The following is a 19,090-nucleotide window of genomic DNA, read 5'->3' on the forward strand; positions in this document are numbered from 1 at the left end:
TTCCTTATGCTCAAGTCTCCGGCCGGTCGCCCTCCCAAGCGGCCTGCAAAAGTGCCCGGATCGACGTGCGGTCGATGGGGCGGGGATTCCAGTAGGGGTTTTCGGACGCCAGATCGGCGGCTCGGTCGAGATTGGCTTCCTCAAAGCCAATGTCCTTCAGAGTGAGCGGCGCGCCAATCGAGCGCGAGAAATCATGCAGTGCCGCCCCCGGAGCCTCGCCGAAGATCGTGGCGATCGGCGCGAGCAGCTCCGGAACCGCAACGGCATTATACGCTGTTGTATAGGGCAGCATGATTGCGTGCGTTTCGGCATGCGGCGTGTCGAAACTGCCGCCCAGCGTGTGGCAAATCTTGTGATGCAGCGCCATGCCCACCGTGCCGAGCACCGTGCCAGCCAGCCAGCAGGCATATTGTGCTTCAGCGCGCAGATCGAGATCGCCAGGCTTATCGATAAGACCCGGCAGCGATGCCTTGAAGCTGCGGAAGGATTCAACGGCCATCAGGGTTGAGATCGGATTGCGATCCTTGGCGTAAAGACCTTCCATGGCATGTGCAAGGGCGTTCAGCCCGCTGACGATCGTCATCTGCTTCGGCAGGCCGACCGTCAGCTCAGGATCGTAGATCACCACATCCGGCAGGATGGCAATATCACGCAGCGTGGTCTTGCGACCGTTCTCGGTCTGGCCGAGGATGGGCGTCACTTCCGATCCGGCATAGGTTGTCGGGATCGAAATCTGCGGCACGCCGGTTCGTAGCGTAATCGCCTTGCCAAGGCCCGTGGTCGACCCGCCGCCAAAGGAGATGACGCAATCCGCCCCGGCGCGATGAAGCGCGGCAACAGCGTCCTCCGTCACATTCACCGGCGTATGCATGACAGCACCGGCAAAGGTTCCGGCACGAAAGGCGCCCAGCTCTCTCGCAATAGCCTCAGCATCCTCAGCCTGATGCGGCGTGGAAAGCACCAGCGCCCGCGATTTGCCGAGCTTGCCGACCCATTCTCCAGCATCGCGACGCTTGCCCGCGCCGAAGACAACCGTGGCCCGGTTGGCTTGATAGATGAAATCACGGCTCACCGCAGTCTCTCCTGTCGCATCCGCACCATGACGAAAGTGCAATTCAGTTCGCAGCGCCCCGAGGCTGTGCGGAAACGCTTGATCAAGTCCGGTTTCACCGCGAAAAGCGGATCAGAGCCTAGGGCAGGATCATCCGCATCGAAGAGATGCGTGGTGATGGTCTCGAAGCCTTCGGCAGCGATGTGAAACTGCAGATGAGCCGGACGGCGTGGCGGAAAGCCCGCCCGCTTGAGCAATGAGCCCGCGGGGCCATCCAGTGGCACCGGATAGCCTGACGGCATGATCGTCCGGTAGTCAAAGCGGCCTTCGGCGTCTGTGGTGAAGCGTCCGCGCAGATTGAATTCGGGCTGGTGATCTGGCTGCTGGTTTTCGTAGAAGCCTTCGGAATTGGCCTGCCAGGTCGTTACGAGCGCACCGCTGACAGGCTGTCCGTCAAGATCGAGCACCCTGCCGGAGACGCTGAGCGGCTCGCCCTTGCCATCGAGACTGATATTGGCCCCGAGCGGCCGCTCCGGAGTATCGTCCCGGTAGAAGGGTCCGCGTGCGGTATTGGGCGTTGCTGCTGGCGGCCGGCGGTCATTGAGCTCTTCGACAAGCGCCGAGATACCGAACAGGTCGGAAACCAGCATCCACTCGTCACGTCGCCTGTCACTGTAATCGCCTATGTCGATCAGGAGATTGAGGAAAGCGCGCCACTCATCACGCGAAGGACGTAATTCACGCACCAGAGCATGCAGATGAGATGCAAAGGCAATCAGCGAAGCGGGAAGCTTGTCGCCCTGCCGCTCGCCGAAACGCTCGGCAAAAACATCCGGCGTTATGGCAGCACCGACACTTGCTCGGCTGCGAGCTGCTGTCATCATGTTCCTCCCAGAACGATTTCCAACGCCAAACTAACAGATGCAACAACGCATTTGATAATTTCTTTCGGAAATAATATAAGCTTCTGTTATGAAGATCGATGAAAGACATCTCGTTCAATTGGCCGCTGTCGTGAAGGCAGGGGGCGTGGTGGAAGGTGCGGCCATGTTGGGGCTGACCCAACCGGCGGTCTCGCGAACACTCGCGCTGCTGGAAAAGCGCGTCGGCGAACCTCTGTTTGACCGGGGCAGGCGTCCCCTTCAGCCGACGCCTTTGGGCCGTGAACTGGCGCAGCACGGAATGGCCGTTATTGCGGCCTCCCGCAAGGCAACGGAGACCATCGACAGCTTCCGCCTTGGGCGCAGCGGCGTCGTTCGTGTTGGCGGGACACCCTATTTCATGGATGGCCTGATCGCAGGCATGGCCGCCGACTTCCAGACAATCCATGCCGATGTCCGCATCGAGCAGAGCTATGGCTATATAAGCGATCTCAAGCAGGGCCTGACATTGGGGCAGATCGATCTGGCCATCTGTCCGATTGATCTTCTGGATGAAGGCTCGGGGCTGGTGGCGCAGGAAATCCTGCCCGGTCGCAACGTGATCGCCTGCAGGCTGACCCATCCGCTGCTGATGAGCCGCAAATTACGCCCGGCTTCGCTTCTCGAATATCCCTGGATTGCGCCGCCGCCGACCAGCCCGCTCCTTGCAGACCTGCACAGCCTGCTTCTTTCACTGGGAGCGACCGAAGCCAAGATCCGCTATTCCGGCGGCTCGCTGATGAATGTGGTGAACTATCTGAAGGGGTCGGATGCGCTGACGGTGCTGCCGCATTCTACCGTGTTTTCGATGCGCAATGACCGTTCGATCACCGCTCTCCCCCTGCCGATCCCCCATCCAGAACGCGCCCTGGTCCTCCTCAGGCAGAAAGATGCGCCGGGGATGCCGGCTGTCGAAAACTTCGCCCGGCATATCGCCCGCCGGTTCAAGGAACTGAAACATCTGATCGAGCGTCACGAACAGGCGATCGTTTGGGGTGGCTAGAGCATTTTGATGTTGTCGTCCGCTCTCCGGGCGAAACCATCTGCCTGCTGGGGAAAACAGGCAAAGCGTGCCTTTCTAGGCGAAAGGTTCCGTTGGCCCCTTTGCCGGCAGCGTAAACCACGACGGACCCTCTGACGTCATATGAATAATGTCTTCCAGCCGTAAGCCGAACTGGCCGGGCACGACAATCATTGGCTCATTGGAAAAGCACATACCTTCCTCAAGCCGCGTTTCATTGCCGCGCACGATATAAGGCTCTTCATGGCCCTCAAGCCCAAGTCCGTGACCAGCACGATGCGGCAGGCCGGGCAGCTTATAATCCGGTCCAAGCCCATGACGCAGCATGACAGCGCGGGCGGCATCATCCAGGCTGGCGCATGTGGCACCAAGCTTGGCGGCATCAAACACCGCCTGCTGTGCCTCACGCTCAATCGCCCAGATGCGGGCAAACTCGGGCGTCGGTTCATCCAGCATATAGGTGCGGGTGATGTCGGAATTATAGCCGTCAATGCGGCAGCCGGTATCCACCAGCACCACATCACCGGGCTGATAATATTGCTCACCATCCGCGCCATGCGGCAGAGCGGTGGTTTCACCGAAGGAGACGATGCAGAAGGTGGAGCCGCTTTTGGCACCAAGACGCCGATGTTCATCATCAATAAACCGCACCACCTCGGATGCGGCAATGCCGGGGCGGATCATCGCATGCGCTTTGCGCTGCACCTCCATCGTTATGTTCATGGCATATTGGATGATGGCAATTTCGTTCACGGATTTGCGCAGTCGCTGGCCGCGCAGCAACGGCCCGCCATCGATCAGCCGATCGACGCTGATTTCACGCTTCAGGGCGTTGTAAACGAAGAGCGGCACGGAATCGTCAATGGCAAGCAAGCTGCCCTGCGGCAGGAGAGATGCCACCAGCGCGGCACTGCTTTCATCCTCTTCCCACACCCGGATCTCGCCCGGCACATGCGGCAGGCTCTCCACCCGGCTGCGCTCAAAGCCCGGTGCGACATAGACAAGGTCGGATTGCGTAATCACCGCACCCACAAGGCGCTCGCTGCCATGCCAGACCAGCCCGGTGAAATAGCGCAGGCTCTCGGTGGAGCCAATCAGGACCGCACCGATATCCTGTTCCGCCATGGTCCTGCGCAGCTTTTCCAGCCGCTGAGAGCGCTCTTCCATGGAGATTTTGGGGGGAGATGTGAGAGAGGTCATGGTCTGTTTCCTGAGTGATTAAGCCCGGCCTTCTTCAACAGCGTGACAGGCCACTTGCACCGTATCGGCGGTTGTCATCAGCGGCATCTCCGCCTTGCAGCGGTCATTGGCCAGCGTGCAGCGGGGGTGGAAGGGACAGCCTGATGGCGGATTGAGCGGAGATGGCATTTCACCCACCAGCTTGATCCGTTCGCCGCGCCGCTCCGGATCGGCGATCAGCGTGGCGGAAAGAAGAGCTTTTGTGTAGGGATGGCGCGGATTGGCAAACAGCGCCTCCACCGGGCCAAGCTCCACTGCATGGCCCAGATACATCACCACCACATCATCGGCAATGTGGCGCACCACGGCCAGATTGTGGGAAATGAACATCATGGTCAGGTTGAGCTGGCTTTTCAGCCGCTTCAAAAGATTGAGAATCTGCGCCTGCACCGACACATCCAGCGCCGAGGTTGGCTCATCACACACCAGAAATTCCGGCTGAAGGATGAGGGCGCGGGCAATGCCGATACGCTGGCGCTGCCCGCCGGAAAATTCATGCGGATAGCGATCGGCTGCCTGCGGCGGCAGGCCCACCAGTTCCAGCATCTCGGCCACCGCCTTGCGACGGGACGCCTTATCGCCAATGCCGTGGATCACCAGACCTTCGGCAATCGAATCGCCAATCGGCAGTCGCGGATCGAGCGAGGAATAGGGGTCCTGAAAGACAATCTGGATGCGGCGGCTGGAGGCGAAATCCACGCCCATGCCGGGGCCGGCAATCTGTTTTTTGTCGAAGATGATGTCGCCTGCCGTTGGGGCATAGAGGCCAACGACGATGCGCGCCAGCGTGGATTTTCCGCAGCCGCTTTCGCCGACCACGCCCAGGGTGCGGCCACGTTCGATGGTCAGGCTGACATCATTGACCGCGTTGACATAACCTTTCACCCGCTGGAAAGCCCCGCCGGTGACGGCAAAGGCCATTTTGATGCCGTTCATTTCAATCAGGGCGCTCATGCGGGCTGCACCTCTTTGTGCTCAACTGGATTGGCAGGCGCAGTCAGCCAGCATCGACAGTGATGGGCATTGTTCAGCGCGACAAGCTCCGGAACCGTACTGGTGCAGCGCGGATCATTGGCCTGAAGCCTTGCCGTGCAGCGCGGGGCAAACAGACAGCCTTGCGGCAGATGGGTCAATTGCGGCACCCGGCCTTCAATCACCTCCAGCATGTCCGGGGATTCGCCCAGTACAGGCACAGAGCGCAACAGCGCCTGCGTGTAGGGATGCTTTGGCGCTTTGAACAGGGTTTTCACATCGGCAAGTTCCACCACCTGCCCGGCATACATCACGGCCACATGGTCGGCCATTTCCGCCACCACGCCAAGGTCATGGGTGATCAGAATGATGGCGGTGCCGAAATCCCGTTGCAAATCCCGCATCAGATCGAGAATCTGCGCCTGAATGGTCACGTCCAGCGCCGTTGTCGGCTCGTCGGCAATCAGCACTTCCGGCTGGCAGGCCAGCGCCATGGCAATCATCACCCGCTGCGCCATGCCGCCGGACATTTCATGCGGATAGGCCTTCATACGGCGTTTGGGATCGGGAATGCCGACGGCTTTCAGCATCGCCATGGCCGCCGCCTCGGCCTCGGCCTTGCCCATGTTCTTGTGCAGGCGATAGGCCTCGGCAATCTGCCGCCCCACGGTGTGGACCGGGTTGAGCGAGGAGGATGGATCCTGAAAAATCATCGACATGCGATTGCCGCGCACCCTGCTCAATTCGGTGGGTGACATGCTGCGCAGATCGACCCCATCCAGCAGCACTTCACCGCCGGTGATTTTGCCGGGATAGGGCACCAGCCCCATGATGCTCAGCGAGGTGATGGATTTGCCGCAACCGCTTTCGCCGACAATGCAGAGCGTTTGTCCGGCCTCCAGTTTCAAAGAAACCTTGTCTACCGCACGCGCTGTGCCGGATCGGGTTTCGAAATGGGTGGTGAGATCGCGGATCTCCAGAATGGGTGGGCTCATGCTGTCCTCACGTATGAAGGCGCGGATCGAGGGCATCGCGCAGCCCGTCTCCGAGAAGGTTGAAGCCCAGCACCGTCAGCATGATGGCAAGGCCGGGAAAGAACACCAGATGCGGGGCGGAGAAAATCTCGTTGCGGGCGGAACCCAGCATCGTGCCCCATTCCGGCGTTGGCGGCTGGGCGCCAAGACCCAGGAAGCTCAAACCTGCGGCATCGAGAATGGCGGTTGCCACCCCCAGCGTTGCCAGTACGACAATCGGCGTAATCGCATTGGGCAGCACGCGGAAAAACAGAATGCGCCATTTGCTGCCGCCCAGCACGCGGGTGGCGGCAACAAAATCCAGTGTTTTCACCGAAAGCACGCTGGCTCGGGTGACGCGGGCATAGGCGGGCACCGAGACAATGGAAATTGCCAACAGTGCATTGCGGATGCCCGGCCCGAGCACGGCGACGATGGCAATGGCCAGCAGCAGTGACGGAAAACCAAGGATCACATCCATGATCCGCATGATGAGATTGTCCACCCAGCCGCGGAAATATCCGGCCAGCGCGCCGAGCAGAACACCGAAAAACAGCGCTGTGGTGACGGTGGTGATACCAATGATCAGGCTGACCCGCGTGCCATAGAGAATGCGCGAAAAGGAATCGCGGGCATTGCCGTCCACGCCCATGATGTGCTGCGGCTTGCTGGCATCGCAGCCGAGCAGATGGATGCAGGGCGGCTCGCGGCGCTTGACCTGTTCGACACCGATCAGCACCTGATCGGGATCATAAGGCGCAATCACAGGCGCGAAAATGGCAATCAGAACCAGCATGCCGATGATGAACAATCCGACCTGACCGGAGCGCAATTGCAACAGCCTGCCAATGGTTCGCCGCCAGAGCGGCACGGGTTCGCCAATCAGGCCATCGTCAACAATGGCTGCTCCTGCATGGGCCGATACACTGTTCAAGCGGGTCATTGCGTGTCCTATTGTGGGCGAATGCGCGGATCGAGATAGGTGTAAGAAAGGTCCACCAGCAGATTGATGGCGACGTAACAGACGGCAATCATCACCGTGAAAGCCTGCACCACCGGATAGTCCCGGGCAAAAATCGCCTCCACCAACATGCGCCCGACACCGGAAAGGCCAAAGACGGTTTCCGTCAGCACCGCACCGCTGAGCAGCGCCCCCATTTGCAGGCCTAAAATGGTGACAACCGGCAAAAGCGCATTGCCCAGTGCATGGTCACGCACCACGCTTTTTTCCGGCACACCCTTGGCGCGGGCCGTGCGCACATAATCGCGGCCCAGAACATCCAGAAGCGATGAACGGGTCATGCGGGCAATCACTGCCATGGGAATGGTGGAGAGCGCCAGAACGGGCAGGATCATATGGCGGATGCCATCCCAGAACACGGCCCAGTTGCCGGTGATCAGCGCATTGAAAATGTAGAAATTGGCAAAGAATTCCAGCAGTTTGCGCCAACTGCTATCGGCCGCCAGCTGCCAGTGCCAGACCTCGTAAAAGGGAATGGAGCTGACACCGGCGGAAAGCCGTCCTGAGGGCGGCAGCCAGAAGGGTGTGCCGCGCAGCACGACCCCGAAGAAATAGGCCAGCATCAGCCCCAGCCAGAAGACCGGCATGGAAATACCGGCATTGGCCAGCATCATGGTGCTGACATCGGCGGCGGAATTATGCCTGCGGGCAGCGATAACCCCCAGACCGACACCGGTGACGGTGGCAGTGATCAGGGCGAGAATCGCAAGCTCCGCCGTCATCGGCAAACGCTCGATGATGATCTGCGTCACGGGCCGCGAAAAGCGGATCGATGTGCCGAAATCACCGCGCAGCATATCACCCATATAAATGAAAAACTGGGTTGGCAGTGGTTTGTCAAAACCATAGCGGGTGATAAAGGCGGCGCAGGTCTGGGCCGTGGCCTTTTCGCCCAGCATGGATTTGCACGGATCGCCGGGGATAAGCCGCGCAAGCGCAAAGGTCACGATCAGAATGCCGAAAATGACCGGAATCGAAATCAGCAGGCGTTTGGCCGCATATCCGAGCATCACAAGTCCTCATTACCAGATTTTACTGCGCCGTTTGCGCGTGCCACATGCCATCGATCATTGGATGATGGAGCAAGAAGCCCCCCCTCGCCCCTTGAGGGGGAGATGGCTGGCAAGCCAGTGGGGGTAAGCGGCATTCGCAAAGGATCGCGTCAGACACGATGGGCCAGACGCTGCCGCCTGGCCCAGGTGTCACACCCGTTACGACTTCTTCTTGGCGTTCATCAGCCCGCCCCAGAGCGAGTCGAAATAGTCAAACGAGCCAGTATTGCCCACATGGGCGGGGTTGGAGGCATCGATACCCGCTGCCCAAGAGGCCACCACATCATTGGCGTTGAAGTCCGAGCCATCGGTGAATTTCACGCCTTTGCGCAGATGGCAGGTCCACACGGTGGAGTCAGCATTGGCATCGCAACTGGTGGCAAGGCCGGGCAGAATCTCCCCACTGTCCTTGGCATAATTGAGCAGCGTTTCGGTGATGGGCGTGCAGGCATTCAGCGTTTCGCCATCGGTTTCATCGCCGCAATAGAGGCTGATCGGCTCGGCATTCTGCATGAACACCAGCGTATCCTTGCCAGGAATTTCGTCCTGCAACAACGGCGACCCGAAGGGACGTACAGCAGCATTTTTCAGGGTTGCCCTTGCAGCATAGGCAGCAGCACCATGGACAATCGGCACCATGGGCACGTGCTGACGAATGGCATCGTTGACCGCAGCATAGATCGGTTCAGCCTTCTTGGTGTCGGCAATGGTGCCGCCCTTGGTCAGACCATCGGTAATGTCGGCAAAAGTGGTGCCGAACAGCTTGGATGTCTTGCCAAAATGATAGTCGAGGAAGTTGGTGATATGCGGATAGTCTGCACCCCAACCGAGCAGATAGAGGCCATCGATTTTTCCAGCCGAGGTGTCGGCAATGAATTTGCCGGATTCAACGGGAACGACTTCGGCATCAATGCCGAGATTTTTCTTCAGCTGCGTCTGGAATTCTACAGCAACGGCGCCCGGTTCCGGCAGATAGGCGCGGAACACGTCGCGATAATAGATCTTCGTCTTGAATCCGTTCGGATAGCCTGCCTCGGCCAGAAGTTTTTTGGCGGCACTGAGATCAAATCCATACCAGTCCTTGCCTGCACAGCCATTGGGCAGCGAACAGGGGGTGAAATGCGTGGCGACGACCGAGCCCTTGGGATAGAAATTATCGACAATGCGTTTGCGGTCGATACCCATGGCGATTGCCTGGCGCACCTTCTCATTGTCGAAGGGTTTAACCGTATTGACCATGCCGAGATAGAGGACGTTGGGGCTTTCCTGCGGCAGGAATTGCAGGTCAGGATCGTTCTTGACGCTGTCGAAGTCATCCGGGCTGATATTGGCGATTTCATCGACCGTACCGGCGCGCAATTCGTTCAGGCGGCCGGCACCGGACTGGTTCCAGCGGAAGACCAGCGTTTTATAGGCCGGCTTTGGGCCCCAGTAATTATCATTGCGCACCATGGTGATGGAATCGCCACGGTTCCAGCTTTCCAGCTTGAACGGGCCGGTGCCAATCGGGTTGTCCAGCAGCTTTTTCTTCGGACCCAGCTCTTCGATATGCTTGGCTGGCTGAATGCCGAAAGGCACGAAAGCCGCCTTGGCCTTGAAGGCCGGATCGGGTGAGCACATGGAAAATGTCACCGTGTATTCGTCGGTAGCGACGATGGATTTGATCTTGCCGCCATAGCTGCAATCCGGTGCCGCCACGCTCTTGCCATCAAAGGCAACAGCCGGGCTGGTGAGCAAAGCCATAACCGAAACAGCCATAGCTCCGCCGAGAAGACGAAATTTCATGCCTTTAATCCCCCAGTTTTGTGTCCGCGCCTCAGCGGCACTCTTCATTGGCGTTCTTGCGGATTATCTTTTCTTTTTATTGTCTCACCTTAGCGTGAAGGTGAGGCATCCGGTTCTGTCACGGCGTTCCCGTGCCTTGACATTCTCATGCGGTGGCATAGTGCTAAGATGTCAGACCAATTGTCAAGCGGTCGGCAAGAGGACAGGACTATTGTGAAAACAACCCCCGATATCGTCGTGAAGGCAGAACCGCGGCTGGCCATGTTATCGCCGCTGGACCGGGTGCAGCAGGTCAGCGATGCGATGATGGATTATATCGGCAAGGCTGGCCTCAAGCGTGGCGACCGGCTGCCAACGGAACGGCAGTTGATGAATGAGCTGGGGGTTGGCCGTTCCACGGTGCGCGAGGTGATTGGTCGCTTTCAGGCGCTGGGCGTGCTGGAAAGCCGCAAGGGCAGCGGCACCTATCTGCTTCAGCCGGTCAGTTCTGCCACGGTGCATATGCCGCTCAGGGTGGAGACGGAAAATCTGCGCGATGCGCTTTTGCAGACGCTGGAAGTTCGCCGCGGCATTGAGGTTGAGGCCGGAGCCATGGCGGCTTTGCGGCGAACGGATGATGACGTGCGCATCATCGAGCAGAAGCTGGATGAGATGGAGCGCGTTCATCTTGCCAAAGGCACATCCGGCAGGGAGGACCTCGCTTTCCATCTGGCCATCTACGACGCCACGCATAATCCACTGTTCAAGCAGCTTCTGGAACAGATGCGTGAAGCCTTCGAGCGCTTCTGGCACAAGCCCTTTGACCGGCCCGATTTTGCCCGCCGGTCCTTTCCCTTTCATCGGACCCTGTTCTGCGCCATTGCCGATCGTGACAGTGATGCGGCCCGCTGCGAAACCCTCAAAATTCTTGCCGTAGTGGAAGAAGACATCAAGGAAATGTCCAAATGAGCGAAGCGTTCGATTTTCTGCAACAGGCATCGCTGATCACCGCGCATGATGAGGGCAATGCTTTCGATGCGGTGGTGCCGCCGATCGTGCAGACCTCGCTGTTTACTTTCAGCGACTATGACGAGATGGTCGCCACCTATCGCGGCGAGAAGGTACGCCCGGTCTATTCGCGCGGACTGAACCCCACCGTGCGGATTTTTGAAGAGATGCTGGCAAAGCTGGAGGGGGCCGAAGATGCGCTGGGCTTTGGCAGCGGCATGGCAACCATTTCCTCCACCGTGCTCAGTTTTGTCTCTCCGGGAGATCGAATCGTTGCGGTGCGCCACGTCTATCCCGATGCCTTCCGGTTTTTTGAAACCATGCTGAAACGGATGCGCGTTGACGTGACCTATGTCGATGGTCGCGATGAGGATGCGGTTGCCAAGGCGCTGCCCGGCGCAAAATTGATTTATCTGGAAAGCCCGACAAGCTGGGTGATGGATGCCCATGATGTGGGTGCGCTGGCGGCCTTGGCCCGCCAGCACGGCGTTCTCTCGGTGATTGACAACAGCTGGGCAAGCCCGGTGTTTCAAAAGCCGCTGTCTTTGGGTGTCGACCTCGTCTTGCACTCGGCTTCGAAATATCTGGGCGGTCACAGCGATGTGGTGGCGGGCGTGGTGGCTGGACCCAAAGCGCTGATTGATAAAATTCGCAATGAAACTCTGCCTTATCTCGGCGGCAAGCTCTCACCCTTCGACGCGTGGCTGCTGATCCGGGGCATGCGCACATTGCCCATCCGCATGAAGGCGCATGAGGCCTCGGCACTGGAGATCGCGCACCGCCTGCAGGCTTTGGATGTGGTGGACAAGGTCTGTCATCCGGCCTTGGCCAACACCCTGCCACCGGGTCTCTACGGCACTTCCGGCCTGTTTTCCTTCATTTTCAAACCGGGTATCAATATCCGTGCCTTCTGCGATCATTTGCAGCTCTTCAAACTCGGCGTCAGCTGGGGCGGGCATGAAAGCCTGATTGTGCCCGGCGATGTGGTGGCCAATCAGAAGGCTCCGCCGAGCTTTGCCGAGGCCTTCGGTGTCGATCCGCTGTCCGTGCGCCTGCATATCGGGCTGGAAGGCACCGAGGCCCTGTGGAGCGATTTGCAAGAAGCCATCGCAGTGGCGAAAGAGGGGTGATGTGATGAGCGATCTTCAAACCATTCTGGCCCGTGTGGATGACAATCTGCCATCCAGTCTGGAGACATTGTTTAAGCTGGTGCGCATTCCCTCCATCTCCACCGATCCGGCCTATGCGCCCCATTGCCGCAAGGCTGCGGAGTTTCTGGCGGATTATCTGACGGGCATTGGTTTTGCCGCCTCGGTGCGGGACACAACGGGCCATCCCATGGTGGTGGCGCATCATGCGGGGCAGGCAGCCGATTGCCCACATGTGCTTTTTTATGGGCATTACGACGTTCAGCCCGTGGACCCGCTCAGCCTCTGGCACAATGATCCGTTTGATCCCGCCATTCGGGATGGCGCGAACGGCGACAAGATCATCACCGGGCGCGGCACCTCGGATGACAAGGGACAATTGCTGACCTTTCTTGAGGCGCTTCGGGCGTTCAAAGAGGTGCGGGGTGGGCTGCCGCTCAAGGTGACCATTCTGTTTGAGGGCGAGGAAGAATCCGGCTCGCCGTCGCTTTTGCCATTTCTGGAGGCCCATCAACAGGAGTTGAAGGCCGATTTTGCCATGGTTTGCGACACGGGCATGTGGGATGCGCAAACACCTTCCATCTGCGCCAGTCTGCGCGGTCTGGTGGGCGAAGAGATCACCATCAAGGCCGCGACACGGGATCTGCATTCGGGTGGCTATGGCGGCGTGGCTGCCAATCCGCTGCATGTGCTGAGCGATATTCTCGCTGGCCTGCATGATGAAACCGGTGCGGTGACCTTGGCCGGCTTTTACGACGGGGTGGAGGAAACCCCAGCAGACATCAAAACCGTCTGGGCGGAACTGGAAAAAAGCCAGTCAGCCTTTCTTGCCGATATTGGCCTCTCCACACCCTCAGGCGAAAAAGGCCGTTCGCTTCTGGAACTGCTCTGGGCGCGACCGACTGCCGAGGTTAATGGCATGTCGGGCGGCTATACCGGCAAGGGGTTCAAAACCGTCATTGCCGCCGAAGCCATGGCCAAACTGTCTTTCCGGCTGGTTGGAAAACAGGACCCGCAGACAATCCGCGACAGTTTCCGCGCCTATGTGCGCTCAAAACTGCCCGTCGATTGCCGGGTGGAGTTCCAGTCCGAAGGCGCCTCTCCGGCTATTCAGCTCCCGTATGAGTCCGCCCTTCTGGCCAAAGCGAAAGAGGCTTTGTCGCAGGAATGGCCAAAGCCCGCAATTGTCACCGGCGGCGGCGGCTCCATCCCGATCGTCGGCAATTTCCAGACCCTGCTGGGGATGGATTCGCTGCTGGTCGGCTTTTCTCTCGACGACGACTGCGTGCATTCGCCCAACGAAAAATACAACCTCACCTCGTTTCACAAGGGCATCCGCTCCTGGGTCAGGATTTTGCAGGCGGTATCGAGCGACGGCGATATCAAAGCGTAAAGCACGTGGCATGAGGATGATAAGCCGTAACGTGTGTTAGAGCTCTCTTCGTTCTGATTGAATCAGAACGGCGCTCTAACCATCTATTTTTGAAGCATAATCTTGATCGTCCTCGTTTCACTCCGGTCGGATTATGCTCTAAATCTGCTGCATAATTTTTACAACAATGCTCTCTCCGATGTCAGGCATTACGAAATCGCATCACCGCGTGATACGCGGCCGCAGAGCCCGTCAAAGCGTGTTTCACCCCATCTGCTTCATCCGTGCCTCTGACTGACGCAAGGTTCTGGAACAAAACGCAGCCGCTCTTGTTCAGGGGCCGTGATGGAAACGCGCGTGCCCTGTGTCGGCTGTGCAATCCCTTCAACCGGGACGGGTTTTACAGCTCATACAGCAGGTTGGCAGCGCCACAAGGCAAATGTCCGACGTACTGAAAGGAGGTAGACTGATGGTCATGGAGGACAGGGAACCGGCCAAGATCCAGTCCGAGATCGAAACTATCGGGGGAGGCCGCACCAGACCATCAAACAGCCTGCAATGTATCCGCGTCCTCACCAGACGACACGCAGGCGGCGCGGCCGCAGTTGGCATAGCCACTGACAGCTTGCCCATTCGCAGGCCACCGCCCTTGCCTTTGTCTCTTGCAACCCTTGCCCGATTTCGCCCTCTCCTGCTTCTTGCCCTTCCTCTTTTTCTATCGGGCTGCTCGGCTCTTTCAGTGCTCAATCCGGCAGGGCCAAGTGCTGAAGGCGACAAGGTGGTGCTGCTCAATGCCGTCACTATTATGCTGGCCATCGTCATTCCCACCATCATCGGCTGCCTGGTCTTTGCATGGTGGTTTCGCGCCTCGAACACGCAGGCCAGGCGCCGACCGGATTTCGTCTATTCGGGCCGTATCGAGCTGCTGGTCTGGTCGATCCCGACGCTGGCCATCATTTTCCTTGGCGGCATCATCTGGGTTGGCAGCCATCAGCTCGATCCCGCCCATCCGGTGGCCGATCAACGCCCGCTGGAGATCGAGGTCGTCTCGATGAACTGGAAATGGCTGTTCATCTATCCGTCGGAGGGTGTGGCAACGGTCAATCATCTGGTCATTCCGGCGGGCAGACCCGTCAGATTTTCCCTGACATCGGCAACGGTGATGAACAGCTTCTTCATTCCCCGGCTTGGCGGCATGATTGCGACCATGGCCGGCATGGTGACCCATCTCAACGTCATGGCCAATCATCCGGCGACATTCACGGGCCGCTCGACCCAGTTCAGCGGTCAGGGCTTTGCCGATATGCATTTCAAGGTCGATGCCCGCTCTCCCGCCGACTTCAATACCTGGCTCACCACGGCGCGAAACGATCCCCGAACGCTCGACAAGGCAGGTTTTGCAGCTCTCACGAAACCATCGACGATCAAGGCTCCCCTCGTCTACGGCAAGGTTGCTCCCGATCTTTTCCGCACCATCGTCGATCAGGAGCCTACCCTTTCTGCGGCAAATGGAGAATGACATGTTCGGCAAACTGAGCTGGTCCGCCATCCCTTTCGATCAGCCGATCCCGCTGGTCGCCGCTTCCGTCATCATGCTCATCATGCTCGGCGTCATCGCCTGGGTCGTGGTGCGCGGCTATCTGCCCTATCTGTGGAAGGAGTGGATCACCAGTGTCGATCACAAGCGGATCGGGGTGATGTATTGCCTGCTGGCGGTTGTCATGCTGTTTCGCGGCTTTATCGATGCCATCATGATGCGCTCGCAACAGGCGCTGGCCTATGACGCGCCCGGCTATCTGCCGCCGGAGCATTTCAATCAGGTCTTTTCCGCCCATGGCACGATCATGATCTTCTTCGCCGCCATGCCGCTGATGATCGGCCTGATGAATTTCGTCGTTCCCCTGCAGATCGGCGCACGCGACGTTGCCTTTCCCACCCTGAATTCGGTGGGCTTCTGGCTGACGGCAAGCGGTGCACTGCTGGTCAATATAAGCCTTGTCGTGGGGTCCTTCGCCAGAACGGGATGGCTGCCCTATCCGCCGCTTTCGGAGCTGAAATATTCTCCCGGCGTCGGCGTCGATTATTACCTCTGGGCGATCCAGATTTCCGGCGTCGGCACACTTCTGACCGGGATCAATCTGGTGACGACGATCCTCAAAACCCGCGCGCCCGGCATGTCCTATCTGCGCATGCCGATGTTCTGCTGGACGGCGCTGGCGACCAATCTTTTGATCGTCGCCGCCTTTCCCATTTTAACGGCAACGCTGGCGATGCTGACCCTCGACCGCTATCTGGGCTTTCATTTCTTCACCAATGATGCCGGCGGCAATATGATGATGTTCGTCAACCTCATCTGGGCCTGGGGCCATCCCGAGGTCTATATCCTGGTCCTGCCAGCCTTCGGGGTTTTTTCTGAGGTGATTTCGACCTTTTCCGGCAAGCCGCTCTTCGGCTACCGCTCGATGGTCGTCGCCACGCTGTTCATCTGCATCATGTCCTTCATGGTCTGGCTGCATCACTTTTTCACCATGGGTTCCGGCGGTGATGTCAACGCAGCCTTCGGCATTGCCACCAGCATCATTGCCGTGGGGACCGGCGTGAAAATCTTCAATTGGATGTTCACGATCTATGGCGGCAGCGTGCGCTTTACCTCACCCATGCTGTGGTCCATCGGCTTTCTCGTCACCTTCGTCATCGGCGGCATGAGTGGCGTGCTGCTGTCCGTGCCGCCGGCCGATTTCATTCTGCACAACAGCCTGTTTCTCGTCGCTCATTTTCACAATGTCATCATCGCTGGCACCGTGTTTGGCGGTTTTGCCGGTATCACCTTCTGGTTTCCCAAGGCCTTCGGCTTTCAGCTCGACGAATGGTGGGGAAAGCTGGCTTTCTGGCTGGGACTGGCAGGCTTTTACGTCACCTTTATGCCGCTTTATGTTCTGGGTCTGGATGGGATGACACGGCGAATGCAGCATTTCGACGATCCCGCCTGGTATCCGATGGTTCTGGTGGCCGGCTGCGGCATCGTCCTGCTCTTTGCCAGCGCAGTGGCGCAGGCCACTCAACTCATTGTCAGCATCCGCAACCGCAAACGCCTCACCGACCATACCGGCGATCCGTGGGATGGACGCTCGCTCGAATGGTCGACCCCCTCGCCGCCCCCCGTCTATAATTTCGCCCTTCTGCCTGATGTCAAAGGCCGGGAACCCTATTGGGACATGAAGCAGATCGATGGATTGACCGCAGCTGAAGACAGCGAAAACAAGCCCTATCACCCGATTGAAATGCCGAGAAATACGCCAACCGGGGTCGTCTGCGGATTTTTTGCCACCGTCATGGGTTTCAGCCTGATCTGGCACATCTGGTGGCTCGCCATCCTTGCCTTTGTCGGTTCCTATGTAACCTTTGTCGTCTTTGCCTGGCGAGACAGGCAGGAAGAGGAAATCAGCCTGGAGGAGATCAGAAAAACCGAGGCAAAGGCCCGCCGGAGCTTTCAGCACGCAAAAACGGAGACGGTCGCATGAGCACTCAGCCTGTCGCAAAAGCCCATGACCCCTATCAACTGGGCCGAAGCAATCACGGCAGCGGTCATGAAAGCAGCGCCACCGGCCATGGCGATGCCGGCCCCGCCTCCAAACGGATCGTCGTCGGTTACGGCTTCTGGATTTTCCTGTTGAGCGACATCATCATGTTTGCCGCCTTCTTCGCCGCCCATAGCGTGCTGGTGCATCAAACCGCTGGCGGACCGGGGCCGGGCGACCTGTTCGACAGACAATCCCTGGCCATCGAAACAGCGGTTCTTCTGCTCTCCAGCTTCACCTGCGGTCTGGCCAGTATTGCCAACGAGCATGACAGCAAGCTCGGCTTTCAGGCTGCCTTTCTGGTCACCGCCATTCTCGGCGCCATCTTCCTCTTTCTCGAGGTCCGGGAATTTACCGACATGATCTCGAAGGGTGCCGGGCCGGAACGGAGCGCCTTTCTGACATCCTTCTTCGCGCTTGTCGGTTGTCATGGCCTGCATATCACGCTTGGCCTTCTGTGGATCGGCACGATGATGGCGCAAGTGCAGGTCAAAGGCTTCCGCGACAATGTCAAGCGGCGGATCATGTGCCTCAATCTCTTCTGGCATGCCCTCGACATCGTCTGGGTGGCCATTTTCTCAATCGTTTACCTGATGAGCATCGCACCATGAGCAAACAATCCGAAATCCAGAAAGGCGAATCCGGAGATCGCGCTCCGGGCCAGCAATCCGGCAGTGGGAACAAGGTGACCCAGGGGCTGTCGAGCTATGTCATCGGCCTTGTTCTGGCCGCTGTACTGACCGCGCTGTCTTTTCTTGTCTCAAACGGCAGCGCGGGCATCTGGGAACCGGCTATTCCCGCCGCTCTTCTCGCCCTCGCCATTGGCCAGATCGGCGTGCATCTGGTGTTCTTTCTCCACCTCACAACAGGCCCGGACAACACCAACAATGCCCTTGCGCTCGCCTTCGGCGTGCTGATCGTGGTGCTGTTGATGGGCGGATCGATCTGGATCATGCATCACCTCAACACCAATATGATGCCGCCCTGGCAGCGGCCATGAGAGGCCGGACATCGCAGCCGTCTGCCGCGATGCACGACGTTCTCCTTTTCCGTGAACCGTTGACAAGCTCTATTGCTTGAATTGCTCTATTTGACGAAATCCGGATATTTTTCCCGGATGAGATCAATAATCGAGAGCGTGCCGGAAAGATGGTGTCTGAGCGCCTCTGCCGTGCGCAGACTGTCACCATCGCGCAAAGCGCTCACAATCCTGCGATGCTCATCGAGAAGCGAGGCCATCTTGCCGGGCATGGGCAGGTTGAGACGCCGCAGCCGGTCGAGATGAACGCTCTGGGCGCGGATCACCTTCCATAACAGTGGATTGCCGCTCATCTCGTAAAGGACACGGTGAAATTCGCGATCCAGACTGTCGAACTGGCTGAAGGTGCTGGTTTCGGCCACCGCCTCCTGTTGTTTGAGAACCCTTTCCATGGCCTCCGCCGTCTCCAGCGGCGCTTCTTGGGCAAGCCGCCGGATCGCCTCCAGTTCGACGGACAAACGCAGAAACTGCGCCTGTCGCGCATGATTGGCATCGATGCGCGATACCCGCGTGGCATATTGGGGAAAAATATCGACGAGACCCTCTTCCTGCAGCCGCAGCAGGGCATCGCGAACCGGTGTCTGGCTGACGCCAAACTCTTCCTGCAGGTTCGCGCGTGACAATGCCGTGCCCGGAACCAGCACCACACCCAGAATTCGCTCCTTCAGGATTTCATAGATCTGCACCGCCACCTGCCGCGATCGGTCAAGCGTGAGAAGAGCGGTTTTTTCAGGCATGTCGCATTTCCTTTCTACAGTGCAGCAAGGACGCTGTAACACGTCCCCTTCCTTGCTTCATCCCTGCCTTCACACAAGAGCTGCGGCAGAAGGCTCTCACGATTTCTTTTTACGCATTTGCGGAGGGATAAGTGTGAAACGGTTTTCCCTCCGCA

At 58.7% G+C, this 19,090-nt stretch carries 17 protein-coding genes and 1 pseudogene; 8 read left to right on the top strand and 10 right to left on the bottom strand.

Features of this window, described 5'->3' with window-relative positions; all coding sequences use genetic code 11:
* Positions 1–10 precede the first annotated feature (10 nt).
* Complete coding sequence (locus tag NAC44_RS15965) at positions 11–1,072, bottom strand: maleylacetate reductase (RefSeq protein WP_250942389.1); 1,062 nt, start codon at positions 1,070–1,072, stop codon at positions 11–13.
* Complete coding sequence (locus tag NAC44_RS15970; protein ID WP_250942391.1) at positions 1,069–1,932, bottom strand: dioxygenase family protein; 864 nt, start codon at positions 1,930–1,932, stop codon at positions 1,069–1,071. The genes NAC44_RS15965 and NAC44_RS15970 overlap by 4 nt, the downstream gene beginning before the upstream one ends.
* 91 nt (positions 1,933–2,023) lie before the next feature.
* Here NAC44_RS15970 and NAC44_RS15975 point away from each other — a divergent pair, with 91 nt between their 5' ends.
* Positions 2,024–2,974 carry a LysR family transcriptional regulator gene (locus NAC44_RS15975; RefSeq protein ID WP_250942393.1) on the top strand — a complete coding sequence of 317 codons (951 nt, stop codon included), beginning with the start codon at positions 2,024–2,026 and terminating at the stop codon, positions 2,972–2,974.
* Between the two features lie 75 nt (positions 2,975–3,049).
* On the opposite strand, the gene NAC44_RS15980 is transcribed toward NAC44_RS15975, so the two are convergent.
* The 6 genes from NAC44_RS15980 to NAC44_RS16005 all read right to left on the bottom strand — a co-directional run bounded on the left by NAC44_RS15980 (position 3,050) and on the right by NAC44_RS16005 (position 10,074).
* Positions 3,050–4,192 (bottom strand): M24 family metallopeptidase, encoded by a 1,143-nt coding sequence (locus NAC44_RS15980; protein WP_250942395.1) that lies wholly within the window; start codon positions 4,190–4,192, stop codon positions 3,050–3,052.
* Between the two features lie 18 nt (positions 4,193–4,210).
* Entirely contained in the window at positions 4,211–5,185 is a 975-nt protein-coding gene (locus NAC44_RS15985) for an ABC transporter ATP-binding protein (RefSeq protein WP_250942397.1), read from the bottom strand.
* Positions 5,182–6,198, bottom strand: coding sequence for an ABC transporter ATP-binding protein (locus tag NAC44_RS15990; RefSeq protein ID WP_250942399.1), 1,017 nt, complete (start codon positions 6,196–6,198; stop codon positions 5,182–5,184). The genes NAC44_RS15985 and NAC44_RS15990 overlap by 4 nt, the downstream gene beginning before the upstream one ends.
* Before the next feature lie 7 nt (positions 6,199–6,205).
* Positions 6,206–7,159, bottom strand: a complete 954-nt coding sequence (locus NAC44_RS15995) for an ABC transporter permease (RefSeq protein WP_250942401.1) — start codon at positions 7,157–7,159, stop codon at positions 6,206–6,208.
* 8 nt (positions 7,160–7,167) lie between these two features.
* The gene (locus tag NAC44_RS16000; protein WP_250942403.1) at positions 7,168–8,247 is read right to left on the bottom strand and encodes an ABC transporter permease; all 1,080 of its coding nucleotides are present in this window, start codon (positions 8,245–8,247) and stop codon (positions 7,168–7,170) included.
* Between the two features lie 201 nt (positions 8,248–8,448).
* The gene (locus NAC44_RS16005) at positions 8,449–10,074 is read right to left on the bottom strand and encodes an ABC transporter substrate-binding protein (protein WP_250942406.1); all 1,626 of its coding nucleotides are present in this window, start codon (positions 10,072–10,074) and stop codon (positions 8,449–8,451) included.
* A 261-nt stretch (positions 10,075–10,335) separates the two neighbouring features.
* On the opposite strand from NAC44_RS16005, the gene NAC44_RS16010 reads away from it, so the two are divergent.
* From NAC44_RS16010 to NAC44_RS16020, 3 genes are read left to right on the top strand one after another with little or no spacing between them, the layout of a single operon-like run.
* Positions 10,336–11,022 carry a FadR/GntR family transcriptional regulator gene (locus NAC44_RS16010; protein ID WP_250942646.1) on the top strand — a complete coding sequence of 229 codons (687 nt, stop codon included), beginning with the start codon at positions 10,336–10,338 and terminating at the stop codon, positions 11,020–11,022.
* A complete protein-coding gene (locus NAC44_RS16015) occupies positions 11,019–12,191 on the top strand; it encodes a PLP-dependent transferase (RefSeq protein WP_250942409.1) in 1,173 nt (390 codons plus the stop codon). The genes NAC44_RS16010 and NAC44_RS16015 overlap by 4 nt, the downstream gene beginning before the upstream one ends.
* A 4-nt stretch (positions 12,192–12,195) precedes the next feature.
* Positions 12,196–13,602: a M20/M25/M40 family metallo-hydrolase gene (locus tag NAC44_RS16020; RefSeq protein WP_250942411.1), complete on the top strand. Its 1,407-nt coding sequence runs from the start codon at positions 12,196–12,198 to the stop codon at positions 13,600–13,602.
* Positions 13,603–13,639: 37 nt separating this feature from the next.
* On the opposite strand, the pseudogene NAC44_RS16025 reads toward NAC44_RS16020, so the two are convergent.
* Positions 13,640–13,723, bottom strand: a pseudogene (locus NAC44_RS16025) (invasion associated locus B family protein); the annotation flags it as partial.
* 327 nt (positions 13,724–14,050) lie between these two features.
* Between NAC44_RS16025 and cyoA the strand changes: the two are divergent.
* From cyoA to cyoD, 4 genes are read left to right on the top strand one after another with little or no spacing between them, the layout of a single operon-like run.
* Complete coding sequence (cyoA, locus tag NAC44_RS16030; protein ID WP_250942413.1) at positions 14,051–15,100, top strand: ubiquinol oxidase subunit II; 1,050 nt, start codon at positions 14,051–14,053, stop codon at positions 15,098–15,100.
* Between the two features lies 1 nt (position 15,101).
* Positions 15,102–17,102 carry a cytochrome o ubiquinol oxidase subunit I gene (cyoB, locus tag NAC44_RS16035; protein ID WP_250942416.1) on the top strand — a complete coding sequence of 667 codons (2,001 nt, stop codon included), beginning with the start codon at positions 15,102–15,104 and terminating at the stop codon, positions 17,100–17,102.
* Positions 17,099–17,770 (top strand): cytochrome (ubi)quinol oxidase subunit III, encoded by a 672-nt coding sequence (locus NAC44_RS16040; protein WP_250942419.1) that lies wholly within the window; start codon positions 17,099–17,101, stop codon positions 17,768–17,770. Before cyoB ends, NAC44_RS16040 begins: the two co-directional genes overlap by 4 nt.
* The gene (gene cyoD / locus NAC44_RS16045; protein ID WP_250942421.1) at positions 17,767–18,159 is read left to right on the top strand and encodes a cytochrome o ubiquinol oxidase subunit IV; all 393 of its coding nucleotides are present in this window, start codon (positions 17,767–17,769) and stop codon (positions 18,157–18,159) included. The genes NAC44_RS16040 and cyoD overlap by 4 nt, the downstream gene beginning before the upstream one ends.
* Before the next feature lie 86 nt (positions 18,160–18,245).
* Here cyoD and NAC44_RS16050 read toward each other — a convergent pair whose 3' ends face one another.
* Positions 18,246–18,935 (bottom strand): GntR family transcriptional regulator, encoded by a 690-nt coding sequence (locus tag NAC44_RS16050; RefSeq protein ID WP_250942424.1) that lies wholly within the window; start codon positions 18,933–18,935, stop codon positions 18,246–18,248.
* Positions 18,936–19,090: the final 155 nt, after the last annotated feature.

Source organism: Allorhizobium sonneratiae (genome assembly GCF_023700755.1).
GTDB lineage: Bacteria > Pseudomonadota > Alphaproteobacteria > Rhizobiales > Rhizobiaceae > Allorhizobium > Allorhizobium sonneratiae.